Source organism: Allorhizobium sonneratiae (genome assembly GCF_023700755.1).
GTDB classification, from domain to species: domain Bacteria; phylum Pseudomonadota; class Alphaproteobacteria; order Rhizobiales; family Rhizobiaceae; genus Allorhizobium; species Allorhizobium sonneratiae.
This window is the reverse complement of sequence record NZ_JAMKOJ010000006.1, coordinates 279,742-300,821: the sequence shown is the minus strand read 5'-3', so window position 1 is coordinate 300,821 and position 21,080 is coordinate 279,742. Positions and strand designations below refer to the sequence as shown.

Sequence of the window (21,080 nt, the reverse complement as noted above, 5' to 3'; positions counted from 1 at the left end):
TCTTCTATATCTTAAGCCACCTTCGGGTGGCTTTTTGCGTTGGAACCGAAAGCGGACATTGTTAAGACCAAGTTGCTTTTACAAGGCAAATCCAAAAGGATCGGGGTCACAAGTCCGGACAGCGAGATAGCATCCTTGCCCGGTTACGAGGGGATCTTATAAAATAGTCTAACTTGTTATCCTCACACCCCACCCAATGTTGCTACCTCAATCCGAAGAGCCGTGCACGAACATAATTGAGATGCGAATTCATTTGCTCTTCAGCCCGATCGGGATTGCCGGATTTGATCGCTGCAACGATTGAAGCGTGCTGCGCATTCGTATCATGGGGCGCCATATCCTCGCCGAAGACATCGTTGAGCCTTGAATCGAGCCCCGAGCGGCCCTGGCTTCGCAGCGTATCGTAAAGGAGAACCAGCAGGCTGTTGTGGGTAGCCTCGGCGATCAAACGATGTAACCGCTCGTCCAGCAGCTTCCACTGTGTGTATGAGCGCGTTGATGCAAGATCCGAAAGGCATCGCTCAAGTGCTGCCAAGTCAGCTGGCCGGGCAGCGATCGCTGCCTGGGCTGCAATTTGCGGTTCAAGGACACGGCGCGCGTCCATCATGTCGCCGAGACTGATACCTTCCGTCCATTCCGGCGACTTCGGATCGATCTGGCGCTGGCCCACAAATGTGCCCTTTCCCACGTGACGCCAGATCACGCCTTCGTCTTCCACCTTCTTGAGCAAAGTTCGCAAACGACCGCGCGAAACGTCGATCAGTTCGGCGAGTTTCGGTTCGGGAGGCAGTTGTTTTTCACCGTCCTCCGCCAGTTTTTCGATGTATGCGCGCAAACGCGCCATATCCCCGGTGGCGTTCGTCATCTTTGATCCCCTGCGTATGTCTTGCTTCTAACCGCACGCAAAACCGAATACAACATAAATCAATTGCTATATTGATATGCATCAATATGAAAATAAGGTGACTTAAAGTTACGAAAATCGCTTATTGATGTGAAGGGTACAACATGGCGAGCGCACTCGCAGAGATTAAAAGGGATACGTTGTTTCTGGACCCGCAGGACATAGAGCGATCCTTTTCATGGGAACTCGCGGTCAAGACGCTGCGGGCCACCTATGGGTCAGCAGTGTCCGATGCAATGTTTCCTCCACGGACCATGGCAAGAGGAAACGGTCTTTGGCTCCGGACCCTTTCCGGTGTCTTGCCTGATGGCAACGTGATGGGCGCGAAATTGATCGCGGCCAATATCCGGAACGGCCGGGCCAGCTATCTCATTCCGCTTTTCGATCAGGAGACTGCTGAACTCATCGCTCTGCTTGATGGGAACAATATCACCGGTTTCCGCACCGCTGCGACGACGGCGCTTGCGATCGACACCCTGGCATCACCAGGACCTGTTTCCGTCGGCGTCTTGGGAACCGGCTTCGAAGCACGAAATCACCTGCGTGCCCTGGCTGCGGTTCGCGAGATTTCCTCTGTTACCGTCTTCAGCCCTTCACCGGGTAGCCGTGAGAATTTCGTCAGGGAGATGGCGTCGACTGGACTGGTGGTCGGCAATGCGGACAGTGCGCGTAGCGTCGTCGAGTCCGGCTGCAATGTGTTGATTTGCGCCGCCCGCTCGCGCGGAGAGCAGCCTCTCTTCGAGGGTGAATGGCTCCGTCCTGGAACGACGGTTGCGTCAATCGGCTCGACCCTTCCGGAGCAACGCGAGGTGGATCCCGTCACGATCGAGAGGGCCAGTCTCATCGTTGCGGACATGCCCGACGAGGTGTCGCACGATACGGGCGACATGCGCGCTGCAAGGGCTGCGGGTATCCCGTTTGAACAGAAACTGGCTTCGCTGGCGGACCTGATAGGTGGGCGTTGTGCCGGCCGGCAGTCGCACGCCGACATCCTTCTTTACAAGTCCGTCGGGGCCGCTCTGCAAGATATCGCGGTCGCTGCTGCCTGCGTTGAGCAGGCCACCCGGCTCGGCCTTGGAACCCCGCTCCCACGAACGATAAGGCCTGTATTGAAATGACCATTCGTCAAATAAGTGTGCCGCATGACAGGCTTTCAGATCCAAACTTGTGGAAGACGTCTGCATATGTGGACGGAACATGGGTCGATACAGGCGATCGGGGCCGCTCCACCCTTTACAACCCTTCGACGGGAGAAAAGCTCGCGGACCTGCCGTTGTTGAGCAGCCAACAGGTTGCCCATGCCATTTCGGCTGCGCATCGCGCCTATGGCAGCTGGCGCAAACAGACAGCAAAGCAAAGATCTGTTGTGCTGCGCCGCTGGTTCGACCTGATGACGCAAAATGCGGATGATCTGGCTCGGCTCATTGTGCTGGAGGAGGGTAAGCCCTTTGCAGAGGCCAAGGGCGAAGTGGCCTATGCCGCCTCCTTCGTCGAGTGGTTTGCCGAAGAGGCCAAGAGGGTTCGAGGCGATGTTATGGCGGCGCCCGAGCCAGGCCGACGCATTGTCGTCTTGAAGGAGGCGGTCGGAGTTTGCGCGGCGATCACGCCGTGGAATTTTCCTGCTGCAATGATCACCCGCAAGGCTGCGCCGGCACTTGCCGCCGGTTGTACGATGGTGGTGAAACCTGCCGAGCAGACACCTCTGACGGCGCTTGCACTGGCCGAACTTTCTGAACGTGCGGGCATTCCGGCCGGTGTGTTCAATGTGGTGACGGGTGTCGCGCGTGAAATCGGCGCTGAACTGACCGGCAACCCACTGGTGCGCAAGATCACCTTTACCGGATCAACCGAGGTGGGGCGGATATTGCTGGAGCAGTCGGCCGCCACGATCAAGAAAACCTCGATGGAACTGGGCGGAAACGCGCCGCTGATCGTGTTCGACGATGCCGATCTCGATCTGGCGGTCGACGGGATGATCGCCACCAAATACCGAAACACCGGTCAGGCGTGCATCAGCGCCAACCGGGCCTACGTGCAGGCAGGCATCCACGATCGCTTCGTTGCTGCTTTGGCTGAGAAGGTGTCGCGACTGAAGGTCGGCGATGGCTTTGAAACCAGCGTCCAGCAGGGCCCGCTCATTGACGGCGCCGCGCTCGAAAAGGTGGAAGGCCACATTTCAGATGCGGTGCAGAAGGGCGCGAAAATCATCTGCGGTGGCAAACGTCATCACCTTGGCGGCTTCTTCTTTGAGCCGACCGTCCTCGCAGGGGTGAGCCGCGACATGCATGTGACCAAGGAGGAAACCTTTGGTCCCGTTGCTCCTGTTCTGCGCTTCGAAACGGAAGCCGAAGCGATCGCCATGGCGAATGACACGGAATTCGGCCTGGCTGCCTATCTGTTTTCGAGTGATGCAGCGCGGATATGGCGCGTGACCGCCGGCATCGAGGCCGGCATGGTCGGCATCAATACGGGCCTGATTTCGAATGAGGTCGCCCCCTTCGGGGGTGTCAAGCAATCCGGTCTCGGACGGGAAGGCTCGATCTACGGGATCGAGGAATTTCTGGAAAAGAAATACCTGGCCTGGGAAGGCGCTGGCGAAGCAATCTAAAAGGGTGATGATCTGATGGTTTCTTACAAACGAAATGAAGCAAGGGACTGGGCACGGGAACGGCTGGTCGGCGCCGTCAACTGCACGATCCCGTCTTTTTCCGGGGATATGACGCGGCTGAACGAAAAGGCTATTCGCCATGACACCCGGCTGGCGATCGAACACGGTTTTGTCGGCTCGCTTGGCGTCTCCGAAGTGTCCATAACCCTGCCGGAATATATCGACTTCCTGCAGATGATGAAGGATGAAGCAGGCGACAAGCTGGTCGTTGTGCATCACGCGAGCTGGAACACGCTGGAGCAAAACATCGAGGCCGTAAAGCTTGCCGAAGCAGCTGGTGCTGAATTCGTTCTGCTTTCCTATCCTCCGGCCTTTTACCCGGAGAGAGAGAACGACATCTACGACTATACGAAGGCGCTGTGCGATGCGACCAACCTGGCCGTCATGCTGTTCCCGATGTTCCTGTGGGGTTTCAACACGCGTGTGCATCCGTCAGATATCCCGACATCGGTGATACGCCGCCTCATTGACGATTGCCCCAACATTGCAGCGATCAAGGCTGAAGGCGGTTTCCCGTCCATACAGAGCGTGATCGAGTGTAACCGCCTGTTCGGCAAGGAAGTGGTTATTTCCATGCCGATCGAAGGGGAGCTCATTCCGCTTTCCCAGATCATGCCGATCCAGCTCTCGGCAACGAGCGATCATGAATATTGGGGTCCACTCATTCCCCAGGTCATGAAACTCCTGCGCGACGGAGATTATGACGCGGCAACGGAAATCTACTGGCGCATGCATCCGGCGCGCAAGGCCAAGGGTATGGTCGCGCAACAGATGCATGGCGGCTTTTTCATCGACCGATATGTCTGGAAGTTCCAGGGATGGTTGCAGGGTTATAACGGCGGCCCGTTGCGCATGCCAACGCAGCGTATCCACGATCCGCAGATGTTCGCCCTTCGCAAGGGGTTGATCGATGCCGGTTTGAACCCGAGCATGGACCCATCAGGGAGTTCTTCATCGGTCGCAATCCGATGTAACGGCGGGTCAGTCAGCTGCTGTTCGACAGCACCCCCGTCTTGTTCATCTCAGGCCGGGGTTGCTTCAACGCGTTTCAACAGGGGAGGAACGCATGTTGAAAACGGTACTGCAGCCTTCCTTAAACCGGAATCGGGTTAAGGAGAAAATGATGCAGCAGATTTAAAGCGTTACAGAATCTTATGTGCGTTTGATAAAACGCACGATGTTGTAGCCGTCGTATATTTCCAGTCTTGAGCTACCAATCGCCACTCTTGTGCCGAGGATATAAAGCACAAAAATATAAATCGATGCGCCGGTGGCGGCGGTGATGGCAAGTTCAATGACAGGATGAAAATGTTCACTGCTGATGTGATTGCGTAAAATGGCAACACTGATGGTCATCACCAGTGTTGCCACGGCAATCTTCCAGATATTCTGCAATTGCGCCACCATGCCGATGCCCAGAATTTTCCGGGCATAATAAAGATAGAAAACAGTCATGATGGCTGACAGGACGACGCGCGCATAGCTGACGCCCAAGCCGGCATAGAGATAAAGACCGATCGACAACAGCACGAGCCTGAAGGACAGATCGATGATGTTCAGCCAGAACACCACGTAAGGCTTGCTGGTTGCCAGAGAGACGGAATAAAGCACCTGAAAATAGGGAATGGGGATGACGGACAGGGCGAGGATATGCAGGTAAGGGGCGGCTTCCCTCCATTTTTCTCCCAAGAGGATCGTTGTTGTCAGATCCGACGTCAGAGAGATGCCCACACAGGCGGGTAGAGAGATCAGCATGGCGAAGCGTGCGGTCTTCAGGAAAGCGGATTTCATGCGGTCATGGTCAGAGGCGATCAGTGAAAAGGCCGCCATGACAGATTGCAGCGCCGGACCGATCAGGCTTTGGGTCGGGCTTGTCGCCAGATCGCTGGCGACAGCATATCGACCCAGCGAGACCTGATCGCTGGTAAAACCGATCAGCAGACGGTCGAATTGCCAGTTGAGTGCCGAGACCAGCTGTGCAGCGGTGAACCAGCCGATGAACCCGGCAAAATCCTGTAACTGCCCCAGAGACAGCCGCGGTCTATACGGTGCAAGCCAATAGGAAATCATGGTGCTGGCCAGCGAGGCGCCGACGAAATTGGCCGCGAGCGCCCAATAGCTTCCCCCCGCCAGGACGGTGGTGATCGCCGCCGTGAAGGCGACAATCTTGCCGCCGAATTCCATCAGGAATGTCTGGCGAAATCCCAGCGCCCGGCTGAAATTGACCATGGCCGGGCTGTAAAATCCCCTGATGACCGGCCCAAGCGAGAGAAACAGGATGAGAGGCATCAATTCCGGTTTGTGATTGATGAGTGCGAAAGGCCAAAGTGCTGCGATGATAATCACGGCAATGACGCCACTGCGCAGCATTCCCAGCGTAAAACCCGTGTCGAGATGATCCTGTGTAATCCTGTCCAGGCGGATCAGCGCCTGGGTCACGGGGATTTCCAGGATCGTATCGACCACGACGACAAGAGACATGGCCAGCGCCACCAGTCCGAAATCGGATGGGGTCAGAATGCGGGCGAGAACAAGCAGGGTAAAAAAATCGATCAACCGGCCCATGGCGCGGGAAAAAACCAGCCAACTGGCCCCCTGGAGTGTCTTGAATGCAAACATGACAAACTTTCTGATCGGCTCCAGCCCGTGGACGCATGATCGGTCTCCGGCTGGCTGAACGGACTGTAATGCTGTTATTTTATTCTGCAGCCTGCATTTCGACCTGAGAAGACGCCTGGTCGCGTAAGGTTGCAGCAAGATTTTTGTAGAGCTTGCGGGTGTCGTAGTGATGTTCCACGGTATCGACGGCGGCCTTGCCAAGGCGTTCTTTCATGGTCCAGGCTGTTTCAATTGCTTTGGCCAGCGCCGACGGATCTCCGACATCGACAAGAAGGCCGTTGACACCATCTTCAACCAGCATTTGAAAGGAGCGTATGCGGCTCAAAACCACGGCGGCGCCGCAGCCCATGGCTTCGAGCGCGGCAAGGGCGACAGCTTCATTGGCGGACGGCATGGCATAGACGCCGCAGGTCTGCATCATGGAGCGAATGGTCTGACGGCTGAGGAAACCGTGAAATTTGACCCTTCCGGTGACGCCATGGGTGGCGGCGCAGCGTTGCAAAAGACCAAGATCCGGCCCGGCCCCGACAATATCCAGCGTCCAGTCTTCGGGCAGCAGGGCGAGCGCTGCAATCAGGTCGCTCGTACGCTTCTGCCGGTTGATCAGCCGGGCGACTGTGAGGATGGATCGGGCTCTGCTGGCTGTTGGCAGCGGGAAAAACTGGCTGAGATCGCAGCCATTCGGCTGGAGGATCGGCCTTCCGCCATAGCGGCGGACAATGTCGCATTCATTGGCAGTCTGGCAATAGATGGCCTGTGTTTTGGAGAAGGCCGACCGTTTGAACCATTTCAGCACCCCTTTGGCGACCCCGCCATGGTCGGCGGCTGTCACCGGGCGATTGACGCGTGCCGTGATGTGATCGAAGCGTCCGCTCCAATATTCCTGAATATAAAGGAGCGCGATATCGTCCTCAACCATGGCGGATTGCAGGGCGGGCATGAAGGCCATGGTGTTCAGGCGCTCATCCGCATAAAGGGTATAGGGATTGGTGCGGCACACGCGCTTCAGCCAGACCCGTTCAAAAGGCCGGTACCAACCTGCAAGCGGCAGAAAGCGCACGGCGATACCAGTATCGGTTTCATGAAGCCCGTCCTGCTGCAGTGAGGGGATGTAAAGAATGGGTTTTATGCCGTTTTCAACCAGACCTGCGCCATAATACCAGCACCAGTCATTGCGATAGGTTTGCAGATAGGATTGAACCGTCTGGTTCTGAAAGCGCCCGAAATACCCCTCGAAAGAACCGCAACTCAAAAGCATGGCAATCTTCATGACAGCGTCCTTTTATCCCTAGCGGTTTCAGCCATTGTGCCGTGGGGAGTGTGTGGATGAACAAACGTCTTTTTCCTTGATCACGTTTTCCTGTGTCCGGAAAAACGCCTGACCACATGGGCCATCTCCAGGGCCGTGAGCAGAACGGGACCAAAGGTGGAAAAATCGCGGGCAATCGCTCCTTCACGCCACAGGTTCGATTGTATGGCGCGCAGACGAGCAAGGACATTTCTGTCCGTGCTGGTGGTCATCGCATCGACATAATCAAGCCGGCCAAAATCGACAGAGCGCTTTTCGACATCGAGAATCTGAAGATCCGATTTGTCCGGATTGGTGATCGCTTGTTTGAGCCGCCTCCAGGCGGTGGCCGCATCGTCCAGAATATCAATGCCACTTTGCAGGGTTTCGATATAGTGCAATGCCCCGAGAAGCAGCGGATTGAGCCTATCCTGTGGCAGGGGGTAGGCAATATATCCGCAATTGGCCTCGACAGTTCCATCGGGCAGAGCTTTGAACTGTCGGACCGAGGGAATGGCAGGCTCGAAAAGGCTTTCGATGATGTGCCAGTAGCGAAGGATCACCGTTTCTCTGTGGAAGGGGTCATAGGCATTACACTCGACCACAAGCCCGGCCACCTTGCCGAAATGATCCTCCGGTAGACCTTTATAGTTGCAGCGGGCAAACTGAATGGTTTCAAAATTCTTCGCTGGAAAACCGGCGCTCAAAAGTCGCTGCGTACTGCCATAAAGTCCTGTGTCACACAGGATCAGGCGTGTCGCGCCGCCGCTGACCGTCTCGAGATGGCGCTCAAACAGGTCTGTCTGCTCCTGAATGTCGTTGCACAGTTTGCTGGCAAGGGGGTGATCCAGCATGGCATAGAAGTCTCCCGCCGTAAAAACGCGGTCCCAGCTTTCCGGTAGATCATAATCTACGCCACCAAGGGCATTGGCGACCTCGCGAAAGCTGCGTCCATGAAATTCCCGCTGGATTTCATCGAGGGCGGCGGGCGTCCGCCGGGCAATGGCCGCGCGAGCGGCAATCAGTCTTGAAACCAGAAGGGTTGCGCGCGGCACAACAACAGGCAGACCAAGCTTTTGCGTCACACGTTCAAACGCTTCACGTATTCCGGCGCCGCCACGGGCACAAAACAGAAGGGTTGCCGGTCCTTGCAGGCTTGCCTGTTGAACATAAAGCCAGATCTTGAGACAAAACTCGGCTACAATCGGTCCGAAAACCCTGTGTCCGTAGTCAAAACGTTCGCTAAGCTGGGGGATATTGCTGCTCTCCAAGGGGTTTTTGCCAGTCATATAGTGTTTTGACAGGCTGTATGCCCCATTGACCCGCGTCAGGGTGCGGGCAATGGAAGCCCTGGGCATATGCATGGTTCTGATGCCCATGCTGGCCGGAACGTCCTTATCGGCAAGGCGGTCATCGCCAAGGTGCAGTATATGATGGGGGGCAACTCCTTCCTGTTCCATCAGCAGATGGAACAGACCGCCATGGCGCTTGGTCTGTTGCTCATCTGCACTGGAATAGATGCGGTCGATCAGGCCGGGACCATGAAAATGGTTGATCAGTTCGCCAATGGCCTCAGCCGACAGACCCGTATCGCTGACGGCAACAATCCGTTGGCCAGCTTGCCGCAACTGTCTGAGAAAGCGTGCAAGGTCCCCATTGGCAAGCAGCGAGCGCTTCTCGATTGCCAGTTCCAGAGCGATGCGGTCTGCAAGGAGACGGTCGGGTAAACCGAGCAAAGCCAACTGGTTGGCAACAATATCGGCAAGCTTGACCTCTCCATGAAGTTTATGAACGTTCAGTGCCTTATAGGCCATGGCTTGGGCGATTGAGCGCGCCTTGACGAGGTGATGGCTGTCAATCGTGAAGCCGCGCTCACTCAGGAGACGGGAAAACCGCATTTCACCTTCTGCAACACGCGCAGTCTGAGATTTATAGTTGCGGAGCAGAAGCGTGTCGAAAATGTCGGTCGAAACAATACGGATATGGCTCGGCAAATGCTTGAGCATATTGAAACGGCCCCCAAAGTGTCATGCCCCGGGAAAAGAGCGGAAAGACATGTTAGAATTGAATATATATAAGATTAATGTTAAATCTATTGTGAAATTTTACAAATTTTATTTTTTCATCCTATATACTTGAATATATATGCAAAAAATGCATTCATTAAAGGAAACGACTGTTATCGTATTTTTTGAGGGTGAGTTTTAATCACTCATCAATTGAATCGAAACGGAGTTTGAAAAATGTGCGGCGTTTTAGGCTGTCGCGCTCTCTTCTATGTGTTTTGCAATTCGTCAATGCTGTGCCGCCAAAGCTCATGAGTGGGGCTAAGAAAGATACGCTTTACTTGATATTTTGCTTCTTTGGATTTATTTGTAAATATATTGCATGATTGATTGAGATTTTAAAAAATAATGAATTAAGAAATTTTGAAAATTTCAAGAATTATTAGTATAAATAATGTGAATTATACAATTAATATGATTCTGTGGATATTGATCATTATTTGACTTGCGATTCTAGGGAAATAGTGAAAATAATAAATTTATATAAAAATTTTAAATAAATATGATTAGTGTAAATATTGTAGCGCGCGCCGTGAGATTCTGGGCTTAAGCGTATTCTGGATTTTCCATGCCTGTCAGAGGGCATCAGTGACATCGTGCGAAGTTGACAGGATGGAAGGGCCGGGCATGAAGCATGATGACACGATAGACGTCTTTGATACCATCGTTCTGGGGGCGGGAATCTCGGGTCTGGTATCGGCATCCGTGCTGACCCGCCAGGGGGCGGGCCGGATTCTCGTTGTTGACGATTATGCGCATCTTGGCGGCAATCATATCGACTGGTCGCACGGCGATTACAGTTTCGACATCGGCAGCCTGATCTTTCAGGATGATTCACCGCTGTTGCAGCATTTTCCGGAACTTCTGACGCTTTATGTGCCTGTCGAGCCGCAATGGGCGCGGCTTAATCCGCAAGGTCGCATTACGGCCTATCCCATTTCCATCAGGGACGATGTTCTTCGTGCGGGTCCTCTTGCCATGGCGCGGATCGGCTTTTCGCTCGTCCACGCTCGGCTGTTTCGGCGTAAAATGCGGAATGCTGAGGATTTCGCCCGCTATTGGATCGGTGCCTACTTTCTGCAACGCTCCGGCCTGAGAGCCTATATGACCCGGTTTTACGGTCGCGAGCCGCATCTTATCGACCTTGAACTGGCGATGAAGCGGATGCTCTGGATCAGCGAAAACGCCTCGTTTCGCGCCATCCTGAGCCGTCTTCTATCTCGCCGCCGCCCTCAAGGTCCGGTCAACCGGCAGATGGTGCGTCCGAAAGAAGGCTTTGCACCGCTTTACCGCCTTGTTGAGCAAAGATTGCGCGAGAGCGGTGTGGCCTTCTGTCTCGGCAAACCGGGCCGATCGATCGAAAAGACCGATGCTGGCTTCATCCTGCATGTGGATGGCCATATTTTTCATGCAAAGCATATCGTCTCCACCATCCCCTTGATGCGGACCATGGAGCTTTGCGGCCTGCCGATGACCCGAAAGCTGGAAACAATCACTCTGATTACTCTGTATTTCAGTTTTTCCGGGCGGCGCGGTTTCGAGCAGTCGATCATCTATAATTTTTCGAACAAGAGCGCATGGAAGCGGCTGACTGTCTATTCTGATTTCTACGGACGTGCCCATGGGCGTGAATATTTCGCCGTTGAAGTCATCGCTGATGTCTTGCGGGGCGGTGTTGAGGATGCCGAACGTGATTTTCGCCTTCATTGCGCTGAAAATGGTCTTTTCGACGGTGATCTGATCCTTGAAGGCAGTCAGAAGCTGGAAAATGCCTATCCGATCTACAGCGAAGGTGCAGCGCGGGATGCCGCCGCTGCAATCGAAACCCTGTCCTCTTTCGGCATAACTTCCTTCGGGCGGCAGGGAGGATTCAATTATCAACCGACCGCCCGTGTTTCGACACTGGATGCTGAAACAGCCTTAAACGACGGTTGAAACAACATTGCCTTTTGCGCCGTCTGCTTAGGCCGTGGATCCAGCCTACTGCATCATTCCTTAAATCGGCGTGGATTTAAGATGAAAATGATGCAGCAGATGAAAAGTGTTACAGCGATTTTTGTGCGCCATGTTTGGCGCGCGGCGCTGTAAAAACACGCTATGATTTTCCCGTAATATACAGAGATTTACGATCCTGTGGTAATTGCGGTCATATGGAAAAATAACTCTTTTAAAATAGTGTAACTAAAAGCATTGACTGACTATGTCAGGCGGCAATAATTGGCGATGACAAAATTTTTTTCTGATGCGGATATGTTTTATAGTCGCGGATTTTGTATGGGCTGACTGAATTAACCGCAATAATTAAAACATGGTCTGTATTGTCCGGAAGTTTGTAGCAAAAACGTTCCATACACATGATAAAGACATTGTCATCAGGCTGGGGCACATCATGCGTATCTTGCATCTTCTCAATCATACGAACCGACTGAATGGACATGTCCATGCTGCTGTCGATCTGGCTTGCGAGCAGGTCAGGCAGGGGCATATGGCCTGCATCGCCAGTGGTGGTGGCGACTTCGATCCGTTACTGACGCGTTTCGGGGTGGAGACGACACGGATCGATCACACGCGCAAGCCGCTGACCCTGTTGAAATCGGAGATGGCCTTGCATGGTCTGATCCGCCGGTGGCGGCCGGATATTATTCATGCGCATATGATGACCAGTGCTGTGCTGGCATGGCCTCTCTGCCGGTTGATGGGCACGCCGCTGGTAACGACCGTCCATAACGAGTTTGAAAAGAGTGCCATACTGATGGGCCTGGGTGACAGGGTCATAGCCGTCAGCGAGGCTGTCGGCCTCTCCATGGAAGGTCGCGGTGTCTCTTCGGCAAAGTTGCGTGTGGTGCTGAACGGTACGATCGGGTCTGCCCGCTTTGAGGGCCGCTCGGCGTTTAAGGCCGATCTCGTGTCTCCCAGTATTGTGTTTGTTGGCGGCCTGCATCCACGCAAAGGCCTGCCATTTCTGATTGAGGCCTTCAATCAGGTTTATCAGATCTATCCGCAGGCCAATCTCTACATCATCGGGGAAGGGCCGCATGAGCAGGATTATCGCCAAATGGCGTCGGGATTGCCATCGTCTTCGGCCATTCATTTTCTCGGGGCGAAAGAAGATCCGTTTGTCTGGATGGCGGCGGGCGATATTTTCGTGCTGCCATCTTTGGCCGATCCGGCCCCTCTGGTCATCTGCGAGGCCCGCGAGGCAGGCTGCGCGGTGATCGGCTCTTCTGTTGGCGGTATTCCGCAACTGCTGGAGCATGGAGAGGCCGGAATCATCGTGCCGGCGGAAAATGCTGGGGCCCTTGCCGAAGCGCTTGCTCTGCTTTTGTCAAACAATGCCGTTCTCAATGAGTGGAAACAGCGTAGCCAGACCCATATCGAGCGATTGACCATCCGGCGGGTGGCAGAGGAGACGCTGGTTGTCTATCGCGAGGCCTGCAAGGCACGCGGTCAATCCGTTCCGGGATAATCCTCACGGACCGTCGTGCTGAACGCGCAACATTGCCATGATCAGGCCGTGGCCGGATCTTTGTCCGGCCTTCAGCCGATAGGCAAGGCCGCTCCTTGCGTTGCGGTTGGGCAGCAGCGCCGTCAGCAAAAAGAACAGTGTGATGAACAGCCGTGTTCGGCTGGAAAAACGCTGTCGCCAGAGAGCCTTGAGAAGCTGAAACAGCATGATGCTCGAGATGCGCCTGCCTTCGGCCACGCTGAGATAGAGGCTGCGTTCAAGGTGAAAATAGGCTCTTTCGCTTTCGACCAGTTGATGATCCATACCCTTGCTGGACAGGAAGTGGCGCAGATGGGTCATTCTCTGCTCAAACCGCAACAGATCCCGCCTGAGGGAGCGTGCATCCAGTGGGCGGCCAAGGCCGGAATCATTGCGATCATGTACCCGATAGCGCACCAGCGTCCTGCTGAGACTGACGATGTCGCCGAAAAACGGGGCGGCAAACAGGATGACACCGTCTACCGCGCGATCGTAATCGACCTCATATAGCAGGTCGAGAACATCGCGACGGAAAACATTGCCGGAGGTTGGCGGTGTAGCATAGGTGCCATCGCGCAAGACGCTGTCCATAACGTTTTTGCGGTTGCGAAAATCGTCAAATGTGAGCGGTGCCAGCGGCAGGAGATGTCCGTTCTTGTCGATGCGGTTCATGGAAAACTGCAATTTGGCGACATCATCATCCAGCGTTTCGAGAAGCACGGCAATCGAACCCGGCTCCATCACATCATCAGCATCGAGAAACAGGATGAACGGTGCCGTGGTCTGTTTCAAGCCTTCGAGACAGGCGGAAAGCTGGCCACCATTCTCTTTCCTGACGGCGGGAATGCCGTAGCGGCAGATGATATCCCAGGATCCGTCCGTCGAACCATCGTCGATCACGATAAGCTCGCAACCGGCCTGTTTCTGGTCAAGTACACTTTCGATGGCCTCGCCGACATAGGCCGTATAATTCCAGCAGGTGATGATCACGGCCAGTCGCGGGGGCGTTGCTGTCATGCTTTGGCGTCCGCCATATCGGTCGTGCCGATCACCGTGCCAATGACATTGGCGCCGACATGACGGTAGCGCTGCATCACATCGATGACATCGTCTCGCGTCGTTTGTCCGGCAATGGCAACAATGATCACGGCGTCAGCCTGCACCGCGAGCGCCAGACCGTCAGCCGTATGCTCAAGCGGGGGCAGTTCGATCAGGACATTACCCTGCTGGCTGGCCGTATCCATGATGCGCCGGGCAAAGGAGCTGCGAAAATCGGCATAAAGATTGGCTTCGGCATTGTTGGAATGGATCGGCACCACGGTGATCTGGCTGTTGCTTCTGAAAACCACGTCGGAGAAGGGCGTGCGGTTGACGATCATATCGGCAAGCGTGGCGGCAAAGCCGGAAATCTTGTGCTGGCCTCGGGCGTTTTCCAGCATCACCGTAACATGTCTGCCGCTGCGGTTCACCAGTTCGGCAAGGCCGATGCAGACCGTTGAGGCTGCACTGGTGTCATCGCATCCGGCAATCGCAATAATGGTATTGCCCTCCCGGTCCTTCTGTGTTGTGGCAAGATCGACAGCGGTGCGCAGATCGCGAATGGCGGAAAGATATTTTGAGCCCTGCTGTTCTGAAAACAGGGCGACAATATCCTTCGGGCTGGCAGCAGAAAAATTACCATCCATGGGCGGCAGTTGAACGATGCCGAGGCAAGGCAGGCCAGTTTCTTGCGCAAGTTCCTGCCAGTCGCCCACCCGGCGATCGAAACTTGTCTTGAGCACGGCGGCACCGATCCCGGCAAACAGACCGATAAAGGCACCAAGGGCAACAATCAGGTTCCTGCGCGGTGCAGAAGGTCCAAGCGGCAATTGCGGCGCCCCGATCACCCGGGCATCCGCATCCGGTGTCGCCTGGGTGGGCAGTGTACCGCTTTTCAGCGCAGCCGTGGCGGTTTCCACTTCGCCCGCCAGGGCATCGATCCGCCCCTGCAGGGCCACCGCTCCGGCCACAGCCATGCGGTATTTGCTCTCGATGGCCTGAAGTAGATAGGCCGAAACGATGGCATTCGTCACCTTCTGCGCCATGGCCGGATCGGATGATGAATAGGAAATGGCAATGACATAGGACTGGCCGATCCGGTCTGCCGAAACATGCTGGGCAAAATTGGCAAAGGCCAGTTGCCGTTCGATATCGTTGGTGCGGGCAACGGCTTCACGCTTTTGCGAAAAAAGCCGCAGTTTCAAGCTTTGCAACAACCCGCTCAGGCCGCTCATCGGGCCGCGCGATTGTGTCTGCACATCCCGGTTGCCATAGAGATTGAGGCCATTGAAGACCGTTAACAGCAGCCGTTCCGAGCGAATGACGACCAGTTCGCTATCAACCCGGGCAAGATCAAGATCGCGTGGTGACGTATTCACGCCTGCCGTATCGAGCTGCCTTGCAGGCTCCAGCAGCAGTGTCGCTGTCGATTGGTAGACCGGCGGCAATGTCAGGGCATAAAGGGCCGACAGAATGATCCCTGCCAGGGTAAAACCCCCAAGGATCAGCCGGTGCCGCAGAACGAAACCAAGCGCAATGCGCAAGGGCGGCTCCTGATGATCCGGATCGAAGCCATCGATCTGACCATTCTTTCTGGCGGAAGGTTCATGCGGGGAAAACCGTGTGTCATTCATTTTTGCTGCTCCACCGCAGGACGATGTCCTTTGTCTTTATCCATGAAGAGTTTTGCTGCTTTTTCCGGTTGCAGCGTGCCGCGTAGCACATCGGCAAAGCCGGTCAGGTTGCCCTTGAGCCGACCGATCCGGTCGATATAAGGTTCTGGCTTCAGCGACAGGACGAGATTGCTGGCCACATTGCGGAAGATCTGTCCGCCTGCCTCCTGAAGCGAAATCGTGCCTTTGCCCAGCATGTAAAGCGGATTGATAATCTGTGAATAGCCAAGCCGCAGACCGCTGACGCGGCCCGACTTGCTGCCCATATGCACGCCAAAGGCCTGGCCGCATTGCACCAGAAGGCCGCCCTGTCGGGCAAGGGCGGCACCGAAATCGCGATCTTCCAGCCAGCCATAGAGAACCAGACGCTCATCGAAACGGAGCGATCCGATTGCAGCGTGGCGAAAGGCCATGTTGCAGCCGTAAGGACTGTAGGACGGCATCCATAATGCGTCTTTGGAGCTGGATTGTTCCAGAATGGATATGGCTTCGGCAAAGCTTAGACCCGGTCCCTTGATGCCATCGGCAACGACGAGGCCGGTAAAGCCGGCAAGACGGTTTTCATCCTGAAATGCCCGCACGGCAGCAGCAAGCCAGTTGCGGTCAGCGACGAAATCATCATCGAAGAACACGACGATATCGGTCTCGGACGAAAGGGCCGCAAGCGCCGTGTTGCGTTGGGCGGCAAGGCCGCCGGGGCCGGTGATGATCTCGACTTCGTCCAGTTGGCAGAGGTCTCCGGCATCGGCAGGATCGACTGTCGATAGAACCACGCGCTGTGGTTTCAGCGTCTGATGGGCAAGAAGATGGCGAACCGTTTCACTGACAACGGCAGGACGTCCGCGTGTGGCAATGGCGACACTGACCGACAATGCCGGGGCGGTCGCATAGTTGGCCAAGGCAGAAGGTGTTGCTTGTGAAAGCCTTTTGCCCGGCGTTTCGCACAGCGCGAGATAACCTTCTGCGGTTGTGCGCCAGGAGAAGTTTTTCATCTGGCGTCGCCCCTTTTCGATGAGGTCTTGTCGCAGATCCTGCGCGCCAAGCAGGGCCTTGATATGATCGAGCCATGGCTTCGCATCGAAAGGCGAGGCAAGCAGGGCAGCATCGCCGCAGACGTCCGGCATGCTGGCGAGATGGGATGAAATGATCGGGCAGCCTCTTGCCATGGCCTCGACCAGCGGCAGGCCAAAACCTTCCGTGAGGGAAGGAAAGACAAGGCAGAGGGCCCGGTCGAGAAGAAAGGCAAGGTCATCGTCACTGACCCGGCCAAGCAGGCTGACATTCGCATGTTGCTGCATCTGTGCCGCCGGGAAAATATCGCTGCCGCCGCCGGCAACCACCAGATCGATCCCCAGACGGTCAAGATCATCGGCCAGCGCCAGAAGCAGTTGCAGATTTTTGTGCTTTGCGCGTGAGCCGAGCAGAAGAATGAACTGACGTCCGGTCGCGGCGATCCGACGATCGTAAAAGGTGCGGGCAAGCTCTGCCCTCTCCGGGGACCAGGTCAGGGCATGTTCGTGTCCATTGGGCAGAATGGCGATATCACCGAGAGGTATCTGCAGATGGCGGGCAATCTGCCGCGCCGAGGATTGAGAGACGGTGGCAACCCGCAGGCTGCGTTTTGCGATCCATGGCTGGAGAAGGCGATAATAGGCCCTGAAGCCGCGGCTATAGCTTTCCGGCATGGTGAAGACATTGGCGTCATGAATGCACACGATCTGATTGCGGATGACGACAGGGGCAGTGTTGCACAGATTGAGCAGTCTGCTGCCATGCAGCTGTGCGGGGAGGACTGATTGTTCCCAGGCGTGACCGGAAAGCGGTCCCGTCTTCAGAACTGGAAACTGAGGCGCCTGTACCTGAGGCTTCTGGCGCGGCGCAATGATGCGGACGGTGTCTTTTTCTGTAACCAGACTTTCCATGGCTTTGAGCGTATGAAAGGCATAGCGCTGCACGCCGGTCTGGTTTTGCGACAGAAAACGTCCATTGATGGTAAGACCATGGTGCTTCGTCATCGCAATGCTCCTGCAGGTCGATGGCTTTGCCGATAGAGAATGTGTCGCGCATGAAAGGTGCTGGCGCTGCCAAGCCCCGCCAGAATGAAGAAAAACAGTCCCTGATCGATGGTGGGGCTTAAGACGAGATCGCCGATCAGCAGACCGAGGCAGCCATTGCGGCAGGCGATGTGCATAACATTTCTGTGGGTCGCTTGATCGGGATTGTCCGTGCGCTGTGCCGTTCTTTTGGTGCTGGCGACATGCAGCAGCGGCCGGCCGATCGCGCCATAGAGAAACGCCAGATAGAACAGGGTGCCGGGAATGCCGACACCTGCGAGGAGGGCGAGCGCAAAGCTTGAGGTGCGCACGGTGCCGAGACCGACTCCCATGCCAAAGCTGTCGAAAAAATTCTGCAGAGCGTAGTTGTTCCAGGAGCTGCGCTCCACCCCGGAATCCGACTGGGCCTTGTTGAGGATGACCATATCGATATAGTTGTAGATCGTCTGCCAGATCCTGGCGTCCAGCGCCAGGACGAGCCCGACCACGACGATCAGAACGGGTACGGCCAGCAGTGTCAAAAACCCGTAGGTCCGCAACCGTCTTTGCCAGATCAGTTCAAGGCCGGTTGCCATCAGCACAGCCAGCATCACCGGCAGACCTGCCACCCCGGTGGAGGAGGTGGACAGGACCAGCATCACCGCAGCCGAACCGGCCAGCAGGCCTGTCAGAGCGGGGCGGTATCCCGCCAGCCACAAGCTTCCGCAAAAGCCGAGAACACCAAGTGTCGAGCGGGAAAAAGACGAGGTCTCCGGAAAGGCGCCGACAATCCGCTTCAGACCGGCAATCGTTTCTTGCGTGTGCATCGTGTAGGTAGCATTGCGGATGATGGAGAGCAGATCCTGATGGCCAGTGTAAAAGCTTGCAAGGTCGAGCAGGGCGAAGATCAGATTGGCGAGGCTGTAGGCGAGAAGGCCTTTGATCACGGCAGCGCGTCCGGTTTCAGAGGTGGCAAGAGCAGCCGTAATGCCAAAACAGATCAGATCGGCAGTCATGTAGAGGCTTTGCGTCACATTGCTGGAAACAGGCGCCAGAGGAACCGTGGAGCCGGTATCGGCATAGATCGTCGTGCCAAGCGGCAGGATGTCGGTTGCGCCAGCCAGCAGGCGGGGGACAAAAAACGCGCTCAGAATACCGTAGAGGGCCAGCAGGAGCAGCCAAAATCCAGGTTTGCCCATCTCGAATTGACGAAAAAAACAGGCCAGGGCGCGCCGGTTCACAAGCAGCGGGATGACGAGAAATCCGAGCAGCAGATGACCGGGCAGAATATTGGCTGCACCGATCAGCATGGCGGAGGCAGACCCCAGAATACAGGTGATACAGAACCAGACGAAAAGAACAGACATGCTGCTGTTCAATCCGATCAGCCCGGCCAGGATCGTCAGGACACCAATGAACGCGACACTCATGAAATTTCCCTGACTGAAAACACGTTCGGATCAGGCCCTCTTCTTTGTGGCCTGGATGCCTTGCTGACGATTGCCCCGATTTGGACCGTCCTGTTCTTGCTGGTCCGCATGATGCGGCATGGACATCGCATAGCGCACCTGTCGTTTGAGATCCCTGTTCACTCGGCCAGAACAAGCAGGGAATATCCCCCCAGACTGCGCACCGTCAGATCTGGAAACAAACGGAAGAGAATTTTTCGCGGCCAGCGCATGATCTGGCTGGAGAGGGCCTGATTGGGCAATTCCAGTCGGCTTGCGGTATATTGATAATCGATAATGGAATAGCCGCAGTCCACCAGTGTCGCCAGAGCCGTGTCCTTGAAGAAGTAATGAAGATGACCGACCTGTTTTCGCAGATTGGTGATCGGCCATCCCCGCAGCACGGACTGCGCCGACAGATCCAGCGGGATATGAAAAATCTTGTAACGGCCAAGGGGCTTCACCCCTTTGATGAAGCCCAGATAATCGTCAACATGCTCGATGACATCAGCGAGCAGGACAACATCGGAATGAATGTCCTTTTCTTGAAGAACGTCACCGAAGTTGAAGCAGACCGACGCATTCTCCTTCAGTTTCGCCCTTTGAAACGCATGGGGAGAAATTTCATATCCGGTGAAATCAACATCAGGATAGTGTTTGTGCAAATTCAGCAAAATTTCACCCGTTCCGCAGCCGACTTCGAGAAAACTCCGGAAATCAATCCGGTTGCGCGATAGAATGTCGGCGACCCTGCCGGCTTTCCACGGTGAATCTTCCTCGTGCCAGCTTGGGTTGAGCTCGGCATACTGATCGGAGATATAAATATCCTGCACTTGAAACTCCCTACTGGCAAGGTATTGCTTTTGTTCATGCGGGGGGTAAGCGATATGATCGGGCCAAGCAAAAAACTTTGAAGATCAGTAACTTCCGTGACTTGCAAGAACAGCCGGCACCGTCTTTATGATGATCTGTATGTCACGCCAGAAATTCTGCTCCTCGACATAGCGCACATCCAGGGCAACGCGCTCGGCATAGCTGACATCGTTGCGGCCGCTGATTTGCCACAAGCCGGTCAATCCTGGCCGGACTTTCATGTAATCAGCAAATTTTTCGCCATAAAGGTCCGCTTCGGATACAGTAATCGGTCGAGGTCCAACGATACTCATTTCGCCACGAAGGATGTTAAACAACTGTGGCAGTTCATCAATGCTTGTTTTTCGAAGAATGGAACCAAGAGGAGTGATCCGCGGATCCTCTTTCAGCTTTCGTGTTGCATCCCATTCTGCACGGGCAGCGGGATTTGTAGCAAGATGCTTTTTTAATGCTTCATCGGCATCTCGCACCATGGTCCGGAATTTCATGCACGGAAACAGGACGCCATTCTGGCCGATGCGACGGTGAGAAATGAAGATGGGGCGTCCTTGAAGCGTCAGCAACAACGCACACATCATGATCATGAAGGGGCCTATAGCAATCAGCCCTAACACAGAAAAACTTATATCTAGCAGGTATTTCGCACTGAAAAACTTTCTGGAACGCGCAGCTTTCAACGTAAGCCCACGCGAAGAAATATTATCTTGCGAATTATAAATTCCGCTCCCTAAAATTGCATTTATTCTGCGGTCAATATCCAGCTCACTCATAGCAAACGTACCCCCGAAATCCCCACTATACACAACCTTAATATAGAAATTCCGCATTGCACATAGGATTTTACAAATAATTAACTATTTGACAAGCGGTAAATGTATGATTATGAATCAATTCGATAGTAGAATGCATGATATGCATGCGTTTGTGAGTTGGATTCGCTTTTTATATTGCGTGGGTTAGCTCATGCTGCAGCTGCGAGATGCATG

Annotated in this window: 16 protein-coding genes; 5 read left to right on the top strand and 11 right to left on the bottom strand. The window is 55.0% G+C overall.

Translation table 11 applies throughout. The features are described from left to right. Positions 1–202 precede the first annotated feature (202 nt). On the bottom strand, positions 203–865 hold the full coding sequence (locus NAC44_RS13350) for a FadR/GntR family transcriptional regulator (protein WP_250941473.1): 663 nt from the start codon (positions 863–865) through the stop codon (positions 203–205). Positions 866–1,008: 143 nt separating this feature from the next. On the opposite strand from NAC44_RS13350, the gene NAC44_RS13345 reads away from it, so the two are divergent. The 3 genes from NAC44_RS13345 to NAC44_RS13335 are packed head-to-tail and all read left to right on the top strand — an operon-like array spanning position 1,009 to position 4,685. Beyond that, complete coding sequence (locus NAC44_RS13345; protein ID WP_250941471.1) at positions 1,009–2,022, top strand: ornithine cyclodeaminase family protein; 1,014 nt, start codon at positions 1,009–1,011, stop codon at positions 2,020–2,022. After that, positions 2,019–3,512, top strand: a complete 1,494-nt coding sequence (locus NAC44_RS13340) for an NAD-dependent succinate-semialdehyde dehydrogenase (protein ID WP_250941469.1) — start codon at positions 2,019–2,021, stop codon at positions 3,510–3,512. The genes NAC44_RS13345 and NAC44_RS13340 overlap by 4 nt, the downstream gene beginning before the upstream one ends. 15 nt (positions 3,513–3,527) lie before the next feature. Beyond that, on the top strand, positions 3,528–4,685 hold the full coding sequence (locus NAC44_RS13335; protein ID WP_250941467.1) for a dihydrodipicolinate synthase family protein: 1,158 nt from the start codon (positions 3,528–3,530) through the stop codon (positions 4,683–4,685). A 39-nt stretch (positions 4,686–4,724) separates the two neighbouring features. Here NAC44_RS13335 and NAC44_RS13330 read toward each other — a convergent pair whose 3' ends face one another. From NAC44_RS13330 to NAC44_RS13320, 3 genes are all read right to left on the bottom strand, one after another. Further along, a complete protein-coding gene (locus tag NAC44_RS13330; RefSeq protein ID WP_250941465.1) occupies positions 4,725–6,191 on the bottom strand; it encodes a lipopolysaccharide biosynthesis protein in 1,467 nt (488 codons plus the stop codon). 79 nt (positions 6,192–6,270) lie between these two features. Beyond that, positions 6,271–7,461: a glycosyltransferase family 4 protein gene (locus NAC44_RS13325; RefSeq protein WP_250941463.1), complete on the bottom strand. Its 1,191-nt coding sequence runs from the start codon at positions 7,459–7,461 to the stop codon at positions 6,271–6,273. Between the two features lie 80 nt (positions 7,462–7,541). Beyond that, the gene (locus NAC44_RS13320) at positions 7,542–9,485 is read right to left on the bottom strand and encodes a hydrolase (RefSeq protein WP_250941461.1); all 1,944 of its coding nucleotides are present in this window, start codon (positions 9,483–9,485) and stop codon (positions 7,542–7,544) included. 687 nt (positions 9,486–10,172) lie between these two features. On the opposite strand from NAC44_RS13320, the gene NAC44_RS13315 reads away from it, so the two are divergent. Beyond that, on the top strand, positions 10,173–11,480 hold the full coding sequence (locus NAC44_RS13315; RefSeq protein WP_250941459.1) for an NAD(P)-binding protein: 1,308 nt from the start codon (positions 10,173–10,175) through the stop codon (positions 11,478–11,480). 268 nt (positions 11,481–11,748) lie between these two features. Here NAC44_RS13315 and NAC44_RS13310 read toward each other — a convergent pair whose 3' ends face one another. Then, complete coding sequence (locus NAC44_RS13310; RefSeq protein WP_250941507.1) at positions 11,749–12,030, bottom strand: hypothetical protein; 282 nt, start codon at positions 12,028–12,030, stop codon at positions 11,749–11,751. On the opposite strand from NAC44_RS13310, the gene NAC44_RS13305 reads away from it, so the two are divergent. Continuing rightward, positions 11,935–13,011, top strand: coding sequence for a glycosyltransferase family 4 protein (locus NAC44_RS13305; RefSeq protein WP_250941457.1), 1,077 nt, complete (start codon positions 11,935–11,937; stop codon positions 13,009–13,011). The two genes, NAC44_RS13310 and NAC44_RS13305, sit on opposite strands and share 96 nt — an antisense overlap. Positions 13,012–13,014: 3 nt before the next feature. Here NAC44_RS13305 and NAC44_RS13300 read toward each other — a convergent pair whose 3' ends face one another. The 6 genes from NAC44_RS13300 to NAC44_RS13275 all read right to left on the bottom strand — a co-directional run bounded on the left by NAC44_RS13300 (position 13,015) and on the right by NAC44_RS13275 (position 20,864). Further along, positions 13,015–14,046 (bottom strand): glycosyltransferase family 2 protein, encoded by a 1,032-nt coding sequence (locus NAC44_RS13300; protein ID WP_250941455.1) that lies wholly within the window; start codon positions 14,044–14,046, stop codon positions 13,015–13,017. Next, positions 14,043–15,701: a Wzz/FepE/Etk N-terminal domain-containing protein gene (locus NAC44_RS13295; RefSeq protein WP_250941453.1), complete on the bottom strand. Its 1,659-nt coding sequence runs from the start codon at positions 15,699–15,701 to the stop codon at positions 14,043–14,045. The genes NAC44_RS13300 and NAC44_RS13295 overlap by 4 nt, the downstream gene beginning before the upstream one ends. Beyond that, positions 15,698–17,755, bottom strand: a complete 2,058-nt coding sequence (locus NAC44_RS13290) for a glycosyltransferase (RefSeq protein ID WP_250941452.1) — start codon at positions 17,753–17,755, stop codon at positions 15,698–15,700. Before NAC44_RS13290 ends, NAC44_RS13295 begins: the two co-directional genes overlap by 4 nt. Continuing rightward, positions 17,752–19,203 carry a hypothetical protein gene (locus NAC44_RS13285; RefSeq protein WP_250941450.1) on the bottom strand — a complete coding sequence of 484 codons (1,452 nt, stop codon included), beginning with the start codon at positions 19,201–19,203 and terminating at the stop codon, positions 17,752–17,754. The genes NAC44_RS13290 and NAC44_RS13285 overlap by 4 nt, the downstream gene beginning before the upstream one ends. Before the next feature lie 158 nt (positions 19,204–19,361). After that, entirely contained in the window at positions 19,362–20,054 is a 693-nt protein-coding gene (locus NAC44_RS13280) for a class I SAM-dependent methyltransferase (RefSeq protein ID WP_250941448.1), read from the bottom strand. A gap of 84 nt (positions 20,055–20,138) precedes the next feature. Next, on the bottom strand, positions 20,139–20,864 hold the full coding sequence (locus NAC44_RS13275) for a sugar transferase (protein WP_250941446.1): 726 nt from the start codon (positions 20,862–20,864) through the stop codon (positions 20,139–20,141). Between the last annotated feature and the right edge of the window lie 216 nt (positions 20,865–21,080).

What these genes read in the sequence shown, in the direction of transcription:
- NAC44_RS13350 (WP_250941473.1), bottom strand. Translation starts at nt 865, where the DNA reads ATGACGAACGCCACCGGGGATATGGCGCGTTTGCGCGCATACATCGAA.
- NAC44_RS13345 (WP_250941471.1), top strand. Translation starts at nt 1,009, where the DNA reads ATGGCGAGCGCACTCGCAGAGATTAAAAGGGATACGTTGTTTCTGGAC.
- NAC44_RS13340 (WP_250941469.1), top strand. Translation starts at nt 2,019, where the DNA reads ATGACCATTCGTCAAATAAGTGTGCCGCATGACAGGCTTTCAGATCCA.
- NAC44_RS13335 (WP_250941467.1), top strand. Translation starts at nt 3,528, where the DNA reads ATGGTTTCTTACAAACGAAATGAAGCAAGGGACTGGGCACGGGAACGG.
- NAC44_RS13330 (WP_250941465.1), bottom strand. Translation starts at nt 6,191, where the DNA reads ATGTTTGCATTCAAGACACTCCAGGGGGCCAGTTGGCTGGTTTTTTCC.
- NAC44_RS13325 (WP_250941463.1), bottom strand. Translation starts at nt 7,461, where the DNA reads ATGAAGATTGCCATGCTTTTGAGTTGCGGTTCTTTCGAGGGGTATTTC.
- NAC44_RS13320 (WP_250941461.1), bottom strand. Translation starts at nt 9,485, where the DNA reads ATGCTCAAGCATTTGCCGAGCCATATCCGTATTGTTTCGACCGACATT.
- NAC44_RS13315 (WP_250941459.1), top strand. Translation starts at nt 10,173, where the DNA reads ATGAAGCATGATGACACGATAGACGTCTTTGATACCATCGTTCTGGGG.
- NAC44_RS13305 (WP_250941457.1), top strand. Translation starts at nt 11,935, where the DNA reads ATGCGTATCTTGCATCTTCTCAATCATACGAACCGACTGAATGGACAT.
- NAC44_RS13310 (WP_250941507.1), bottom strand. Translation starts at nt 12,030, where the DNA reads ATGCCCCTGCCTGACCTGCTCGCAAGCCAGATCGACAGCAGCATGGAC.
- NAC44_RS13300 (WP_250941455.1), bottom strand. Translation starts at nt 14,046, where the DNA reads ATGACAGCAACGCCCCCGCGACTGGCCGTGATCATCACCTGCTGGAAT.
- NAC44_RS13295 (WP_250941453.1), bottom strand. Translation starts at nt 15,701, where the DNA reads ATGAATGACACACGGTTTTCCCCGCATGAACCTTCCGCCAGAAAGAAT.
- NAC44_RS13290 (WP_250941452.1), bottom strand. Translation starts at nt 17,755, where the DNA reads ATGACGAAGCACCATGGTCTTACCATCAATGGACGTTTTCTGTCGCAA.
- NAC44_RS13285 (WP_250941450.1), bottom strand. Translation starts at nt 19,203, where the DNA reads ATGAGTGTCGCGTTCATTGGTGTCCTGACGATCCTGGCCGGGCTGATC.
- NAC44_RS13275 (WP_250941446.1), bottom strand. Translation starts at nt 20,864, where the DNA reads ATGAGTGAGCTGGATATTGACCGCAGAATAAATGCAATTTTAGGGAGC.